Below are 15,428 nucleotides of genomic sequence, written 5' to 3' on the forward strand. Positions count from 1 at the left end.
GAGAAATTTAACTTTCCCATCTCTGATCATGTTAATCGTTTCTTTGTTGGAAAAATCAGAATTCCACTGAAAAAAATACGTTTGGACTGATTCCAAGAAGGTTTCGGTTCATACTGATGAGTTCCGGTTGTTTTCTTTTTGCATCAGTAACCACCGAATATCGGAAATCCCGTACATTTTTACGGTTATACAAGTTGAACACAGAAACCCCTACTTTGACCACCTGCTTTTTTGTTTCGGGGAAAAGGGAATAATTACAGGAAATATCCATGCGATGATAGGCGGGAAGACGTTGCGCATTTCTTGCTCCCAGATCTACTTCCAGTTCTTCATTTGGCTGGCGGGAAACATATTTTTCCACAAGATCTGTATAGGGCTTACCACTTGACCAGGTCCAGTTCAATGAAAACTCCCACTGCTTATGAGCATAGGTATTCACTGAATTAAATTTGTGCAAATGGTCATAGGCGGCAGGAAAGGCCTTACCGGATTCTATACCGGGAAATCGTTGTGTAACCCTGCCGAGCGAATAGCCAATCCAGCCTGAATAATGCCCAAATTTCTTTTGAATCAGTATGTCCAGCCCGCGGGCAATAGAAATACCCTCTCCGACAAGATTTACCTGATTGATCTCCAGGCTGCCCGGAGCCAGCGAATATTCATAGGTCACCAGTCCGGTAGATTTTTTGTAATACAACTCGACGTCAATCAAAAAGTCTTTTACTTCCCATGTCCCCCCGGCAATAAGATGGCCGGCATGAACAACCGGAATCGTATCCCCATCAGCCAATGCCCAAAAATCTTCACCCACACTTAAGGCATTAAACTGAAGGATGCTGGTTATAAACTGATTGTGCTTACTCCACGCCGCTTTCAACTTCAGCTTATCTGAAGCCTGATAAGTCAGAGATGTGCGTGGCTCCCAATAATTTTTCCGGGTAACGCCATAATAATTATACCGAATCCCCGTGGTGAGTGAAAATTTTGAAGTTGGAGACCAGATGTGTTCAGCGTAGGCTGCATAGATATTTCCCGATTTTTTCAGCACATCGTCAAGCAAGTTTGAATCTCCCTCTATCCAGCGAAAGCGATAACCGACATCCATCGAAGAAATATCCAGACCAAATAAAAGCGTGCTTTGATCACTGATTTCCCAGTCATTCTCGTTTCGCAAACTAACCTGATTTAATTCGTTTTCCTGAGGGAAACGGTGCAAAATGGCAGGCTCATCCGGCTGACTATATGAGTAGTTGTATATATGGTTTTGATTGAAACGAGAAAAAGCCGCAGTCGTTTTGCTGTAAAAAGAAGCATTCCACTGACGAGACCAATTAAAACTTAACCCCTGATTTTTTAGCAGTAAAGTATCACTCGTATAGATAGAAAAGGAAGAATCGCTCAAATCTTCGGAACTATAGCTCAGTAAATCTCTTCCCTGATAACCACTGACAGACAGCATATCTCTGTCTGTAGGGTGAAAGGTGAATTTTGCATTCAGGTCGTCAAAATGAAAAGAAGGATCTATGGAGATATTATTCCCCGCTTCCAGGGCATCTTTTTTATCATTATAAATCACTCCCTGCTGAAAGATATTGTCAAAAAGATTTCTGTACATAAAGCTCTGAACAATATCAGAAAAAGACCTTCTGCCGGCAATCAGCAACGCGCCTCTGCGGTTAAACAAAGGCGTTTCAACAAAAGCATGAGCGTTCATCAGGTTGAGACCGGCACCATAGGAAAGTTTCTCCGGGTTTCCGGGTTTGCCGGTAATATCCAATACAGCAGAAGCTCTTCCTCCATATTTTGCACTAAATCCGCCGCGATAGACTTGAACATCTTTGGTAGCGTGGGTATTAAACGCACTGAAAGTACCAAAAAAATGCCCGGGCTGATAAATCGTAATGCCATCAAACATGATCAGATTCTGATCTGACGAGCTGCCCCTTATATTGAGATCAGAAGCGGATTCCTGGTTGCTGCTTATCCCGGGTAATAGCTGAAGCGTGCGAAAAATATCTGGTTCACCTAAAGCGGAAAGGGTGGATACCTGTGCAGGGTTAAGGGAAATTTTACCGACGCCATCTTCCCGAAACACGGCCTGACCACTCCCTTCTGAAATAAGCACTTCATCCAGCCTGATAATTTCAGATTTCATTAAAATTTCAACAGATGCAGGAGCTCCGGCAAGATCAACAAACATCCGATGCGTGACATAGCCGATATATCTGACTTTTACAGAATCTGCTTCCCGCCTCATCAATAGGCGAAAATAACCAAGTGAATCTGTATAGGTTCCATTTTCACCATTCAGATATACAAAGGCAAACGGCAGAGGGAGGCCAGAGTCTTTATCCAAAACACGTCCGGAAAAATAGAAGTTTTGTGGAACGGGAGCAGCGTTGGATGAAATTGCGCGTGTGTTCTGATTGATAAATTCCTTCTTGCGGGGCCTGATGATAACCTGATGGCTTTTTAAGAGAATATACTCCAGCTCTGTATTTTGAAGCAGCAAACGAAGTACCTGCTCTATTCCGGCACCTTTCAGATTTACGGTCACATAGATGTCCTGTACTTTCTCTACATCGTAGGCAAAAATGTAGTCATATTTTTCGCCCAGATAATCAAGAACCTGAGAAAGTGGCTCATTTCTAAAAGTTTCAGAAATCCCATGGGAAACCTGTGCTGACAGAATCTGGCAGGTAAATAAGAAGGACAGCAATAAAAACAGTCGGTTTCCCCGTTTCATGACCCGACCTTTTCGGATTTATTTTATGGGTTACGCTCCAATCTTATATGAGTGGAATCCGTAAATTCATAAGTCAGCCCCATAGGTTCACAAACAAGCAATAAAGCATTTTTCAGGTCATTATCAAAGAAAGCTCCGGTGTATGAGGAACTTATCTCCGGAAATTCAACCTTCACACTATATTGCCGCTCCAACTCCGCAATCACCAGATAGAATGGTGCTTCATTAAACAGAAACTTTCCATCGGTCCATTGGGGTTTGTCATCACTAACGAAAGAAAAGTCAGAAAGGCGGTTTTCCGCTGAAATTTTTACCCCCATTCCCTCTGTAATTTCCCGGCTGGTTTTTCCAATTTGAGAAGAGACGCGAACCTTGCCTTCGTAGCAGGCAATTTCAGTTTCTCCGGAGCGGTCTTTCACATTAAACTTTGTACCGAGCACCTCAACTTTTCCCTTTTGTGAATTTACGGTAAACCTTTCCCCTTTACGCACTTCGAAATACGCTTCGCCGTTCAGCTTTAAGCTTCTATTATCATACCAACCGTCTTTGTCGTAAGCAAGTTGAGATTCGGCATTGAGAATGACCATTGAGCTGTCTGGCAGGTATAATGTATATTTTTCCCCTGCCTGGGTGGAAATGGAAATCACCTGACTGCGGGTGAAAAAATATACAGCAAATATCATAGCAAGCGCAGCTGCCACTGCGCCGGCCCACCGGAAGAATTGGGTGATAAGTATAGTTTTGCCTTCCGGTTCGATTTCCGTACCGGTCGTTTTTTCCATTAATTTTTCCCAGGCATCTTTACGGGAAAGGCCTTCGGGTACAATGAGTTGACCGGAGATTGTTGCAATTTTTTTCAGATCTTCAAATTCAGAATTCGCATACCACTCCTTCAACTCATCTTCTGTTAGTTCACCGTTTAACCAACGGGCAAGGAACGCTTCGTCTGGTAGTCCGTTACTCATTTATCTACAATGTTTTCTAATACTCAAAAAAGACAACAGCCTTAGAATAAACCCTACAGCTGATAAAATAAGTTTATATTTTTTCTGATAATTTTCGCAACTCTGTAAGCGCTTTATGCATTCGTTTTTCTACTGCTTTGACACTCAGCTCCAACCTGTCGGCTATTTCTTTGTATGTCATTTTTTCTACGCGATTCATCAGAAATACCGACCGGTTTTTTTCCGGCAAATCTGAAATTGCTTTTTCGAGTTTATGTTTAAACTCTTCTTCCTCCATCATAAACTGCGGCGACTCAAAAAACACATTGGATACCGGCTGTTGTTGAAAACGAAGTACCACTTTCTGATGTTTGATTTCATTCAGAAAGAGGTTGTTGGCAATCGTGTACAGATAGCTTTTCGCTTTTTCAGGATTAATATTTTCCCTTTTTTTCCACAAAATCAGAAAGGCTTCCTGTGTAAGGTCCTCTGCCAGTTCGATTTCTCCTGACTTGTAGTAAAGAAAATTCCGGATTGCCTCGTAATAATTATCGAAGAGGTTCTGGAACACTTCCTGTTCAGGAGGATTTGAGTGATGGCCTTTGCTCATCCGTGGGTTATGCAGTATCTGGTGATATCCGGAAAACACCAATTATACAAAATCCGAAAATCATATCCGCATTATTTTCGATGTTAGCTTATTTTCTTGGTTTTTTTTGGAAAACTACCCCAACATTTCAGGTCTTCCTGCCCGCCCTAATTCTTAACACCATTCTTTTAGCTGGAAGAATTACACTAAATTTGTGGTAAGATTATGATCTTGTCAGTTTCTCGGGTTTCACTTATGACTGAAATTTCTATCTCTGGCCTTATTGGTATTTTTTCGCAGGAAAAACGGCTCATTCAATGGCTGTTTGATCACCCTTTGGGGAAAATTTCGCTCGATGACACACAATTTCTGGAGCTGATCCGAAGCGATAAAGAACGGCTCTCGACGTTATTGCAACGCAAAGTTTTGATACTGGAAGAAAATTTTGTCAGCCTGAATCCTTATTTATTTCTCTCTATCTACACGCTGCTCACCCCGGGACAACAACCCGCTTCCTATACCATAGCCGAACTCATTGACCGGCTGAAGAAGTCTGTAGCTGAATATGAAAAACATTCCGGCCAGAAACCTGCCTACCCGCATTTTTTTCATATACTGAAATTTACCGGAATGCTGCACACAGCCCTGCTGCTATTTGCGGAAAGTGTGGAATCTCAGACGGGAAATCCCTCTGTCAATATCCAGGCAGAAATGGAGAAGTTAAACGAAGTTTGTCTTGCGGTTTCCGGGTTATTCGCTGAAAATACATTTCTGCAAGCCGCAGAAGACCGGCAATTGAAAGAACAGATTTTCCAGATCAGCCAAACCGTCCGGCTTATTCGCGAAATCGTTGATACCGCAGAAAAACAAATGAAGGCTCCGGCAACACCAGAGCGTGATTTTGCACAAAAACTCAAACAACTTAAATATCTCCGCGATCAGCAATTAATCCAACAGAATACCAACCTTCAAGAAGTGATTGATGAGGAAAAAGCCATGGTCTGGGAAGAACCACTGACGCTGAATCCGCTCCCGGAAATCAACGATTCGCATGTTGCGAATCCCTCCGGAAATCCGGAGCTCCTCTTCTCTGGTCAGGCAGTCCACCCTTCCACACCGGATATTTCTAAACTAAAAGAAACATTTATAAACAGTAATACTGATCTCTACCATTTCCTTGCAGGCCACCCTTTTGCAGAAACATGGACAGATGCCGAAAAAACCCACCTGTTTTTCAAAATGCTCAGCCAGTTTTTCGATTCATTTGAGATACTTCCCGAATTTATCGAAACCCATGACGGCAAATTTCCAAAAATTATAGCCAAAACTAATTTTTAGATTTTTTTGTTAATTTTTTTATCAAATTATCTAATAATATTAGTATTTTGCAGAAGCTATTCATTCTGCAAAAATGGTAACACTCCCACCACAAACCGTCGACATATTCGAGCACCTGGCAAAAGGACTTTTCATCAGCAACAATAGCCTGCATCCCCACCAGCAAGTGTGGTATCAGATATTGGAAGATCATCAGGAAAATTTTGCCCGCTATTTTACGCCGCTCAACCTTACGCTTACCCGGGGCGACGGGTATTATTTTTTCAGCCGGAAAGAAACCCGGGCAAAAACTGACGAGCGAATGGAGCAAGCTGCCAGATACATCGACTGGCTGGATTTTTTCTATTGTTTTGATCCGGATTTTGGCCCGGGTTATCGCTTTGAAAGTGAAGTCCTGATGAGTAAGGTTACTTCCGATCGTATCCTGCGGAAAAAACTGCAGGCGATTCCCCTGCGCAGCAACCCATCAGATGTAAAAGACAAAGCCACCCAGTTTTTAAAGCTCGTAGAGCGGGCAGGGTTTATTGAAAGTGAACAGGAATCGGGGGATACCTACCGCGTAGTTTCCGCTTACAGTTATCTTATATCTCTGGTTGGAAAAATTAAGGTCATGCAACCATGAATCACTTCGAAAAAATAATTTTCATCCGCAGTGCAGGCATACACTATGCAGATTTTGACCTGAGAGGAAATGTTCACTTTTCAGGAGGAAACGGTAGCGGCAAATCGATGCTGATCAATGGCATTTCATTGCTTGTTTTGGGTAAATCTGGCATTTCAACTGCTATCATATCTCAGCTTTTCCCTTCCCGGGATTCAATGATTGTAGGGCAGTGGCAAAATACCAGAAGAGCTTTTACAGTTTGTGCGTTTATCTCCGATTCCGGGAAATTGCAGTTTTTGTTTGTCAGTGGGGAATACGAAAGCGAAATTTTTTCATCTGAACACATTCCACGTACACACGCCGAAATACTGGAACAGATACAGAAGAGAAAACTGGATCATATCATCACAGAACCGGACACGGAAGATTATCCGGCTATTTTGTGGGGTTTTGCCCGGTCGGCAGATCAGCCTTTGGTGAAAAAATTCAGTATCGGGAGAGAAGAAACACGCCGGTTTTATCATGCTTATATACCCGGGCATTTTAGAAAACCTGATTTTGAATCAACCTTCATCCGGGCACTTCACCGTTATAGCCTTGCAGACAGGCTGCCCGATTTGCCCACTATCCGCGATACACTTCAACGGTTCTCGTTGGGCTTTTCAGATATTCATGCTTATGAACACGAAAAGCACAGAATCCCGCGCATCCTCGCACACGCGAAGGAAATCGCGGATTACGAATCCCGCCTAAAAGCATTATTTTCCCAACTAAAAGCGCAGCACAACACGATCATTGGGCAAAAAAATGAAGCGGGAAGTAAAAAGGAAAAACTTTTACAGCAACTTGACTTCACCCGCCAGCAACTTGAAGAACTCCGCAAAACGCGGCAGGAAGAATCCGAAAAACTTCAATTATCCCGGGACAAAACATTTGCAGAACTACAACTTGCTCAGGGGAAATTTGCATTCTACCACAACCATCCCCAGGCTCACCTCCTTCCTGATCTGTACTTTCTTCCCGCTAAAAAACGCGAACTTAGCAACAGTATCCGGGAGCTGGAAAATATAACAGGCGCAAATCCCAAACATGAAGCCAGTATGGAAAATCTGGTGTGGGAAGAAAAACAATTTGCACAGGACCTCAAATTACAACAAGGTACCCTTCACCAGAACAATCAGCGTTTCATCCTGGAATTTTCTGCGCAAAAACTTCATCAAAAAGAAAACCTGATCCGACAGTTTAAAACCAAGACAGAAAATCTTGATCAGCAAATCAGTGCGTACAATCAAAAATTCACTTCTCTGCATACCCAAATCCGTGAACTAAAATCGCAGGGAAAAGAAACCGCAAAAATTAATCATCTGCATTCGGAAATCCGCCGGCTGGAGGAAAAACAACTGCAGCTGACGGCAGAAGGGGAAATGATTAAAGGTGGGCTGGAAATACTTCGTCTGAAAAAATTGTATGAAACCGAGACAGAAGAAAAACTCCTGAAAGAAAGTCTCTTATTGGCAGAAACAACTGCTGCCGATCTGCAGGCGCAGCTTAAACAGATAGAATCGCAAATCAAAAACCGGCAGGGAACCCTTTATCAATGGCTGGAAAAAAACTATCCCGACTGGAAAAAAAATTTTGGAAAGGTACTCCGGGAAGAAGTGTTGTTCCATCCGTTTCTCAGCCCTGAGATCGAAAGACTCAATGATCTGCTGTTTGGAGTGAAAATGGATTTAAGCGATCTGACCTTTGACATAAAGTCTGTCAAGGATATGGAAAGAGAAAAATCCGCACTGGAAAAAACGATCGGGAAACACGAAAAAGAAACCCTTTCCATTCGCACCGAATCGGAAAAAAGATTGATCGGGATTGAAAAAAAATATCAGCAAAAGTTCAGGCAAGCTGAAAAAGATCAGAAAAAAAATCAGTACGAACTGGATCTCAACAGTTCCCGGCTAAGGCAACTCCGCCAACAGCAAGAAGGGTCGGGCCATGAAGCCGAAAAGGAAGCAGAGGTTCAGGCTATTCATCTGATGTACGAAGCAGAAGAGATAAAAAAACATATTCACATACTGGAAGGGGAGAAGGATGCTGCCTTCCATCATCTCAACCAATCACTTTCAGCCATTGACCGCGAAATCGAAAAACATAACGCTGAATACGAAGATAAGCTCCAGCAGACGTTAAAAGCGTTGGAAGCTGTTGAGAAGGAAACGATTAACTCATTCTCTGTCAGGAAAAAAGCTTTAAAGTCAGGAACCAAACCTTCAAAGGCAGACACAAAACCAGTCGCAGCCCTCAAGTCCATTATCACAGACCTGGAAACCAAAATCGAACAACTCGAATTGGCAGAAAATTTATTCTGGAGATACCGGATCGATACTTTTGATTACCTCAACAGGATCCCCCTGCTGGAAGATCAGGTTAAAACTTTGGATCTGAAAATCAACGGTTTTTCCGTTTCTACGGACAAAGAAATACAACTTAAAAAAGAAGAACTTACCCGTTTGCAATATGAGATTTCAGCGAACGATGCACATATTGGGGAAATAGAAGACCAGCTTCGTGCATTTGAGAATTTCCGTCAGTCGCCGGTTTATAAGACGGTGCATTCAGATTCCGTTGAACAGGAAATTATTCAAAACGAAAAAATCCCGGTGATCATTCGGCGAATCAGAGAAGCCGACTATGCCAGAGAGCGGGAAGAGGAATCCCTGAAAAGAGAAATCCACATATTTGTAACCTGCTTTAGTAAGGAAAACCTCGCGGGATTTCCGGTTCAGTTTGATGAACTCCAGGATTACTACCGCTTTGTCGGGCAACTGCAGCACTTTTATGAAAGTGAGCAGATTGATATTTTGCGTGATCAGTTGGGGGCGAAATTTGCCAGGATGATTCACCAACTCGCGGAGGTAGCCGGTAGTTTAGAAAAAAGATATAAATCGCTGGAGGAAAACATACAAGCGATGAACCGGCTGCTTTCGACTTTACCAGCGTTACCTTCTGTCGAAAAAATCATCTTAACGATTCGTCCCGGCAATCACCCGTTGCTGGAGACTTTTGCGAAAATCAACGCATTTGCACTTCGGTATCCCCATCAGCTTGGAGAGCTATCACTATTTAATCAGAGTGAAAATGCCGCAGCCAACCGGGAAGCAATCCATCTGCTGGAATCATTAAATCAACGTTTGAGAGACTATCCATGGGAAGAAATCGCAGATTACGATTTTGCAGAGATTGCGATTAAAACAGCAAGCGGAAATGCCCGGTTTTTTTCACCAGGGCAAAATTATTTCTTACAGCAAATACTGAGGATCAGCCTGTTAAGGCAGACAGTAGGGACCTCAGCAGAGGTTGTGCAGCGGCTTCACCTGATGATCGATCAGGCAGAAATGCTGGATGAAAAATCCATCCGCATATTGTCAGAATATTCGAATCAGGGAGGTATCGATCTGATCACAGCCGCACCGGAGGTGCCGGGGGCAGTGGACTACCAGCGTGTATATCTTTTGGGCCTTAATCAGCCTTTGACCATGTTTTTCAGCTTAAACAACAATAAAGCTTTTTCCAATGGCCCCAGGTTATAACCCCCCTCTTCGACCATCTTCTGCACTTTGGGAACCAGGGTGAGCAATTTGCGGGAGTACGGTTTCGTCACCGTTCTTGCTGTAAACTTCAATCTTTCTGCCTGATCCATATTGGCCTGCCAGGTTTCCAGTTCCGAAGTAATCGAAACAATCTCCGCCTGATTCTGATCCACAAATTTCATTATGTATTTGTAGGTTTTGTAGGGACTGGACAGATTGGTTGATTCATCCAATACAGTTGCAATGATTGTGGCCATGCCATCAAACTTGTCAATATTACTCACGCCGCCATAAGCAAGATCATGCATGGCATTTCGGTGAATTTTTAACTGTTGAGAAGTCTGACATCCCGAAAAAATCACGATTACAAGAAAAAATGAGAGAAGATAATTGAGTTTGTACATGTGTATTGTTTTTGCTTTGGGGATAAATATCCAAAAATATAATCGCTTTTCGTATATTTGCACTCGATTTTGAAAAGGTGTGTTTAGTTGCGCGTTATTCTATGTCCGTGAAATATCCTCAATATAAAAACCTTTCCCTTCCTGATGTTGACAAAGAAATACTGAAGTTGTGGGAAGAAGAAAAAACATTTGAACAGAGTATCACTTCCAGAGAGGGAAATCCGACATTTACCTTTTACGAAGGCCCACCCTCTGCCAATGGAAAACCTGGTATTCACCATGTGATTGCCAGAACCATAAAAGATCTGGTATGTCGATACAAAACGCTGAAAGGTTTTCAGGTTAAGCGCAAAGGCGGATGGGATACCCATGGTTTGCCGGTAGAACTTCAGGTAGAAAAAACACTGGGCATTACCAAAGATGATATCGGAAAAACGATTTCTGTAAAAGAATATAATGCTGCCTGTCGCAGAGATGTACTGGTATATAAGGATATGTGGGATGATCTTACCCGCAAGATGGGATACTGGGTTGACCTGGACCATCCTTATATTACTTTCGAAAACAATTATATTGAATCCGTTTGGAATCTTTTGAAGAGACTCTGGGAAAAAGATTATCTCTACAAAGGATTTACTATACAACCATACTCTCCTGCTGCGGGGACGGGTCTTAGTTCGCATGAATTAAATCAACCCGGAACGTACCGGGAGATCAAGGACACCTCCGTTACCGCGCAGTTTAAAATCAAAGGAAAAGAAGCCGAGTATTTTCTCGCATGGACCACTACGCCGTGGACCCTTCCGTCGAATACGGCGCTTGCCGTGGGTAAGGATATTGTGTATGTAAAAGTCAGGACTTTCAATCCTTATACACATATTCCGGTAACCGTCATTCTCGCGAAAGACCTTGCCGGCAATTTTTTCCCGGAAGCTCATGCCGGACTGAAACTGGAAGAATACCAGCCGGGCGACAAACATATTCCCTTCGAGGTAACGGGTGAAGTTACCGGAAAAGAACTTGCAGGTATAGAGTATGAGCAACTTTTGCCTTATGTTCAGCCTGATAAGCCCGCCTTCCGCGTGATTATTGGCGATTTTGTCTCGACAGAGGACGGTACAGGAATTGTTCATATCGCACCAACATTTGGTGCAGATGACTTTCATGTTGCCCGACTGAATGATATTCCGCCGATCATGGTAAAGGACGAGGACGGGAATCCGATTCCGTTGGTTGACAAGCGGGGAAGATTTGTGAAAGAAGTTACGGACTACGCTGGCCGTTATGTCAAAGATTATGGGCAGGAAGAAGAGCGGTCGGTTGATGTGGATATTTCCATAAAACTAAAAGAGGAAAACAAAGCCTTTAAGGTTGAAAAATATGTCCACAGCTATCCGCATTGCTGGCGGACAGATCGTCCGGTGCTTTATTACCCGCTGGACAGCTGGTTTATCCGCACAACTGCTGCCAAGGAAAAGCTGATAGAACAAAACAACAAGATCAACTGGAAACCCGCTTCTACCGGTACCGGCCGGTTTGGAAACTGGCTGGAGAATCTGGTGGACTGGAACCTTTCCCGTTCCCGGTTTTGGGGAGTTCCCCTTCCCGTATGGTCAACTGAAGATAACCAGGAGCGCAAGTGTATAGGCTCTGTTGAAGAACTGAAGGCAGAAATCGAAAAATCTATTGCCGCAGGAATTATGCAGCAGTCGGTTGCGGAACAATTTTTCGCAGAACTCGATTTGCACAAGCCCGGTGTGGATGAAATCATACTGGTAAGTGACCAGGGAAAACCGATGAAGCGTGAGGCAGACCTGATTGACGTGTGGTTTGACTCTGGAGCTATGCCTTTCGCTCAGTGGCATTATCCCTTTGAAAATCAGGATATTTTCAAATCCAGCTTCCCGGCAGACTTTATATCTGAAGGAGTGGATCAGACACGCGGATGGTTTTTTACCCTTCACGCAATCGCTGTCATGCTGGAAGAAAGTATCGCATTTAAGAATGTGATTTCCACAGGGCTATTGCTGGATAAAAACGGTAAAAAAATGTCTAAACGACTAGGCAATGTCGTTGACCCGTTTGAGACCATCGCCAGCTATGGCGCCGATGCTACCCGCTGGTATATGATAGGAAATGCTCAACCCTGGGACAATCTGAAGTTTGATCTTCAGGGGGTTCAGGAGGTACAGCGGAAGTATTTTGGAACACTTTTTAATACCTACAACTTCTTCGCCCTGTATGCAAATGTTGCGGATTTTTCTTATTCACAACGTTCGCCAATCCATGAACGAACGGAGCTGGACCAGTGGATTATTTCAGTCATGAATTCCCTGATCCGGCAGGTAGGAGAATTTATGGATGACTATGAGCCTACCCGTTCAGTCAGAGCGATTGATTATTTTGTCAATGAACAGCTTTCCAACTGGTATGTGCGCCTTTCCCGCCGTCGTTTCTGGGACGGAGATGTGCATGCATTCCAGACTTTGTATGAATGTCTGGAAACTGTTGCGATACTTATGAGTCCTTTTGCACCATTTTTTGCAGAAAGACTTTACAGGGATTTGACACAGGGCAGGGGAGAAGCAAGTGTGCACCTGACAACATTCCCGGCTTTTGAACCAAAGGAAATAGACGAGTCTGCTGAAAAGCGGATGGATATGGCACAACATATAACATCGTTGATCCTCAGTATCAGAAGAAAAGAGAAGCTGAAAGTACGACAGCCACTGGCTAAAGCATTAGTCGCTATTCTGGATTCTGACCTGCGGGAAGAGCTCACCAAAGTGCAGGATATCATCACGAATGAGGTGAATATCAAAGAAATTGAATATCTTTCAGAGGACAACACCATCCTGGTGAAGAAAATCAAACCCAACTTCAAGGTTTTGGGGCCAAAAGTTGGAGCATTAATGAAAGAAATATCCGGCGCAATTGCTCGTTTTGGACAAGAGGAAATACGGGCACTGGAAAATATAGGAACGGCAGAGATACAACTGTCGTCAGGTACTTTCGTATTAGACCTCAACGATGTTGAAATTTTGAGTGAAGACATACCCGGGTGGGCAGTAGCATCTGACAGCGGTTATACCGTAGCTTTGGATATTACGCTTACAGAGTCTCTGAGACAGGAAGGCATCGCCCGCGAGTTTGTCAACAGAATTCAGAATTTAAGGAAAAATAAAAACTTTGAAGTAACCGACCATATTATTGTTTCCGTTTCTGCGAATGATTACTGGAATGAAGCAGTGAACAATTTTATGGACTATATATGTAGTGAGACCTTGACAGACATAATGACGTTGGTTTCCAATGGATCAGTTTCAGGAGATGAAATAGAAATAAATGAAACCAAAGGAACAATATTCATTCAAGTATCCGACTAGTCTTTTAAAATGTGTTAAGTAATTTGTGAGATCGCCCGCTCTACGTAATTATCGTTAACCTTAAGCAGATTATTTCTATGGACAACAACAGTGATAAAAAGTTCTATTCCAAATCAGAACTCGAAGAGTTTCGGCAACTGATCACCCAAAAACTGGATGAATCAAAAATCGAATATAAACGCCTGGCAGAAAGTTTGAAAGAATTCAGCGGAAACTCTGCTGACAGTTATAACTTTACGGAATACGGAAACGAAAGCCGGGAAAAAGAACAGGTGGAAATTCTGATGGCGAGGCAGTCAAAATTTATTGACAAACTCGAACATGCGCTCATCAGAATCGCAAATGGCTCTTACGGCATTTGTAGAATTTCAGGAGAGCTTATTCCCAAAGAACGTCTTCGCATTGTACCACATGCGACAACGACTGTTTCTGCAAAAATGAAACAATCACCCAGTAATACAGAAGAGGCATAGAAACCCCTAAATTGATTCAGTCCTTGAAAACAGCGAGAAAATATTTTCTGATTTCCCTGACGATCATCCTCGTAGATCAGATTGTTAAGTTTATCGTAAAGTTAAACATGGATATGGGGGAAGTCGGGCAGATTAAAATTCTGGGGAATTTATTTAAGCTACACTTTATTGAAAATAAAGGAGCTGCCTTTGGCTTTACAGTTTCCAACCTCGCCCGGGGACTGGGTTTTGATATGACAGAAGAGACCGGAAAACTGATTCTTTCGGTCTTCTCCATTCTGGCTGTGTTTGCAATCGGCTATGTATTATATCGCCTCGCCGATCATAAGTCGCCGCTGCCCTATTATATAGCCCTGATTTTTGGTGGCGCAGTTGGCAATATTATTGACCGTACCTTTTACGGATTATGGTTTTCAAACATAAATGAATATGATGGCGGCCTGTTTCACGGTCGCGTAGTTGATATGTTTTATCTTGACATATGGAGAGGTCATTTACCAGACTGGCTTCCTTTCTGGGGTGGAGATTATACTTCACTATGGCCAATATTTAATATCGCAGACTCCGCGATTTCTATCGGAATAGTAGTTATTCTCTTGTTTCAGGGCAGGTTTTTCAAAATGGACGAACTCGCCCGTGGCATTCCACTTCCTCAAAAAAATACAGGAACCACACAGGTCACAGAACCTATTTCCGTTCCTGAGGATGAAAATTTTCCAGAAACAGAATCGGACCAAACCGAAGAATGAAACATTCCCGGTATTTTCTCATTACCCTGCTTGTTGTATTGACTGACCAGCTAAGTAAATATCTGGTAAAGACCAATATGTATCCGGGTCAGGAAAAAGTACTGATTAAAAATTTTCTCAAACTTCGCTTTGAAGAAAATAATGGCTTTGCTTTTGGGCTTGAGTTTACCGACCTTTTTGCAAAACTTCATATTTCCGTTACCCCCGAATCTGGTAAACTTTTTTTATCGTTTTTTTCCATTTTTGCTGTGCTGGCGCTGGGCATGCTCATGTTGCGGTTTTCTGATCATCGCTCGCCGTTACCCACAGTATTGGCTGTGATTTTTGGGGGTGCACTCGGCAATATTATCGACCGCACCTTTTATGGGTGGATTTTTTCATCTATCAATTTCTACGAAGGCGGTTTTTTTCACGGCAGGGTAGTGGACATGATTTTTTTTGACCCGGGAAATCAAGCTACTTTTATGCCGATTTTTAATCTGGCAGACCTGGCCATCTCGTTTGGAATTCTGATTATTCTCATCTTTCAAGGAAGATTTTCCAGAATCCACGAACAAGCGCTTGTAAAAAGTTGACCTCTTACAAAAAAATATTATCTTCACGGGTGCTAC

Annotated in this window: 11 protein-coding genes; 7 read left to right on the plus strand and 4 right to left on the minus strand. The window is 42.9% G+C overall.

Annotated features, from left to right (window positions below):
* Positions 1 to 55: 55 nt before the first annotated feature.
* The 3 genes from R3D00_00760 to R3D00_00770 all read right to left on the minus strand — a co-directional run bounded on the left by R3D00_00760 (position 56) and on the right by R3D00_00770 (position 4,300).
* Positions 56 to 2,746, minus strand: coding sequence for a TonB-dependent receptor (locus tag R3D00_00760; protein ID MEZ4771677.1), 2,691 nt, complete (start codon positions 2,744 to 2,746; stop codon positions 56 to 58).
* Between the two features lie 23 nt (positions 2,747 to 2,769).
* Positions 2,770 to 3,711: a FecR domain-containing protein gene (locus tag R3D00_00765; GenBank protein MEZ4771678.1), complete on the minus strand. Its 942-nt coding sequence runs from the start codon at positions 3,709 to 3,711 to the stop codon at positions 2,770 to 2,772.
* A gap of 73 nt (positions 3,712 to 3,784) precedes the next feature.
* Positions 3,785 to 4,300, minus strand: coding sequence for an RNA polymerase sigma-70 factor (locus R3D00_00770; GenBank protein MEZ4771679.1), 516 nt, complete (start codon positions 4,298 to 4,300; stop codon positions 3,785 to 3,787).
* Between the two features lie 234 nt (positions 4,301 to 4,534).
* On the opposite strand from R3D00_00770, the gene R3D00_00775 reads away from it, so the two are divergent.
* From R3D00_00775 to R3D00_00785, 3 genes are all read left to right on the plus strand, one after another.
* Positions 4,535 to 5,617 carry a hypothetical protein gene (locus R3D00_00775; protein ID MEZ4771680.1) on the plus strand — a complete coding sequence of 361 codons (1,083 nt, stop codon included), beginning with the start codon at positions 4,535 to 4,537 and terminating at the stop codon, positions 5,615 to 5,617.
* A gap of 73 nt (positions 5,618 to 5,690) precedes the next feature.
* On the plus strand, positions 5,691 to 6,239 hold the full coding sequence (locus R3D00_00780) for a hypothetical protein (protein MEZ4771681.1): 549 nt from the start codon (positions 5,691 to 5,693) through the stop codon (positions 6,237 to 6,239).
* A complete protein-coding gene (locus tag R3D00_00785; protein MEZ4771682.1) occupies positions 6,236 to 9,805 on the plus strand; it encodes an ATP-binding protein in 3,570 nt (1,189 codons plus the stop codon). Before R3D00_00780 ends, R3D00_00785 begins: the two co-directional genes overlap by 4 nt.
* Here R3D00_00785 and R3D00_00790 read toward each other — a convergent pair.
* Positions 9,739 to 10,209, minus strand: a complete 471-nt coding sequence (locus tag R3D00_00790; GenBank protein ID MEZ4771683.1) for a hypothetical protein — start codon at positions 10,207 to 10,209, stop codon at positions 9,739 to 9,741. The genes R3D00_00785 and R3D00_00790 overlap by 67 nt on opposite strands.
* Positions 10,210 to 10,310: 101 nt before the next feature.
* Between R3D00_00790 and ileS the strand changes: the two genes are divergently transcribed.
* The 4 genes from ileS (at position 10,311) to R3D00_00810 (ending at position 15,392) form a co-directional block, all read left to right on the plus strand.
* Positions 10,311 to 13,595 carry an isoleucine--tRNA ligase gene (gene ileS / locus R3D00_00795; protein MEZ4771684.1) on the plus strand — a complete coding sequence of 1,095 codons (3,285 nt, stop codon included), beginning with the start codon at positions 10,311 to 10,313 and terminating at the stop codon, positions 13,593 to 13,595.
* Positions 13,596 to 13,672: 77 nt separating this feature from the next.
* Positions 13,673 to 14,068, plus strand: coding sequence for a TraR/DksA C4-type zinc finger protein (locus tag R3D00_00800; GenBank protein MEZ4771685.1), 396 nt, complete (start codon positions 13,673 to 13,675; stop codon positions 14,066 to 14,068).
* 23 nt (positions 14,069 to 14,091) lie between these two features.
* The gene (locus tag R3D00_00805; GenBank protein ID MEZ4771686.1) at positions 14,092 to 14,817 is read left to right on the plus strand and encodes a signal peptidase II; all 726 of its coding nucleotides are present in this window, start codon (positions 14,092 to 14,094) and stop codon (positions 14,815 to 14,817) included.
* Positions 14,814 to 15,392 carry a signal peptidase II gene (locus R3D00_00810; GenBank protein ID MEZ4771687.1) on the plus strand — a complete coding sequence of 193 codons (579 nt, stop codon included), beginning with the start codon at positions 14,814 to 14,816 and terminating at the stop codon, positions 15,390 to 15,392. Before R3D00_00805 ends, R3D00_00810 begins: the two co-directional genes overlap by 4 nt.
* Positions 15,393 to 15,428: the final 36 nt, after the last annotated feature.

The organism is Bacteroidia bacterium (genome assembly GCA_041391665.1).
In the GTDB taxonomy this organism is placed as follows: Bacteria; Bacteroidota; Bacteroidia; order J057; family J057; genus JAGQVA01.

Coding starts and splice junctions, on each gene's coding strand:
- R3D00_00765 (MEZ4771678.1), bottom strand. CDS start 3,711: ATGAGTAACGGACTACCAGACGAAGCGTTCCTTGCCCGTTGGTTAAAC.
- ileS (MEZ4771684.1), top strand. CDS start 10,311: ATGTCCGTGAAATATCCTCAATATAAAAACCTTTCCCTTCCTGATGTT.
- R3D00_00760 (MEZ4771677.1), bottom strand. CDS start 2,746: ATGAAACGGGGAAACCGACTGTTTTTATTGCTGTCCTTCTTATTTACC.
- R3D00_00780 (MEZ4771681.1), top strand. CDS start 5,691: ATGGTAACACTCCCACCACAAACCGTCGACATATTCGAGCACCTGGCA.
- R3D00_00790 (MEZ4771683.1), bottom strand. CDS start 10,209: ATGTACAAACTCAATTATCTTCTCTCATTTTTTCTTGTAATCGTGATT.
- R3D00_00810 (MEZ4771687.1), top strand. CDS start 14,814: ATGAAACATTCCCGGTATTTTCTCATTACCCTGCTTGTTGTATTGACT.
- R3D00_00785 (MEZ4771682.1), top strand. CDS start 6,236: ATGAATCACTTCGAAAAAATAATTTTCATCCGCAGTGCAGGCATACAC.
- R3D00_00775 (MEZ4771680.1), top strand. CDS start 4,535: ATGACTGAAATTTCTATCTCTGGCCTTATTGGTATTTTTTCGCAGGAA.
- R3D00_00770 (MEZ4771679.1), bottom strand. CDS start 4,300: ATGAGCAAAGGCCATCACTCAAATCCTCCTGAACAGGAAGTGTTCCAG.
- R3D00_00800 (MEZ4771685.1), top strand. CDS start 13,673: ATGGACAACAACAGTGATAAAAAGTTCTATTCCAAATCAGAACTCGAA.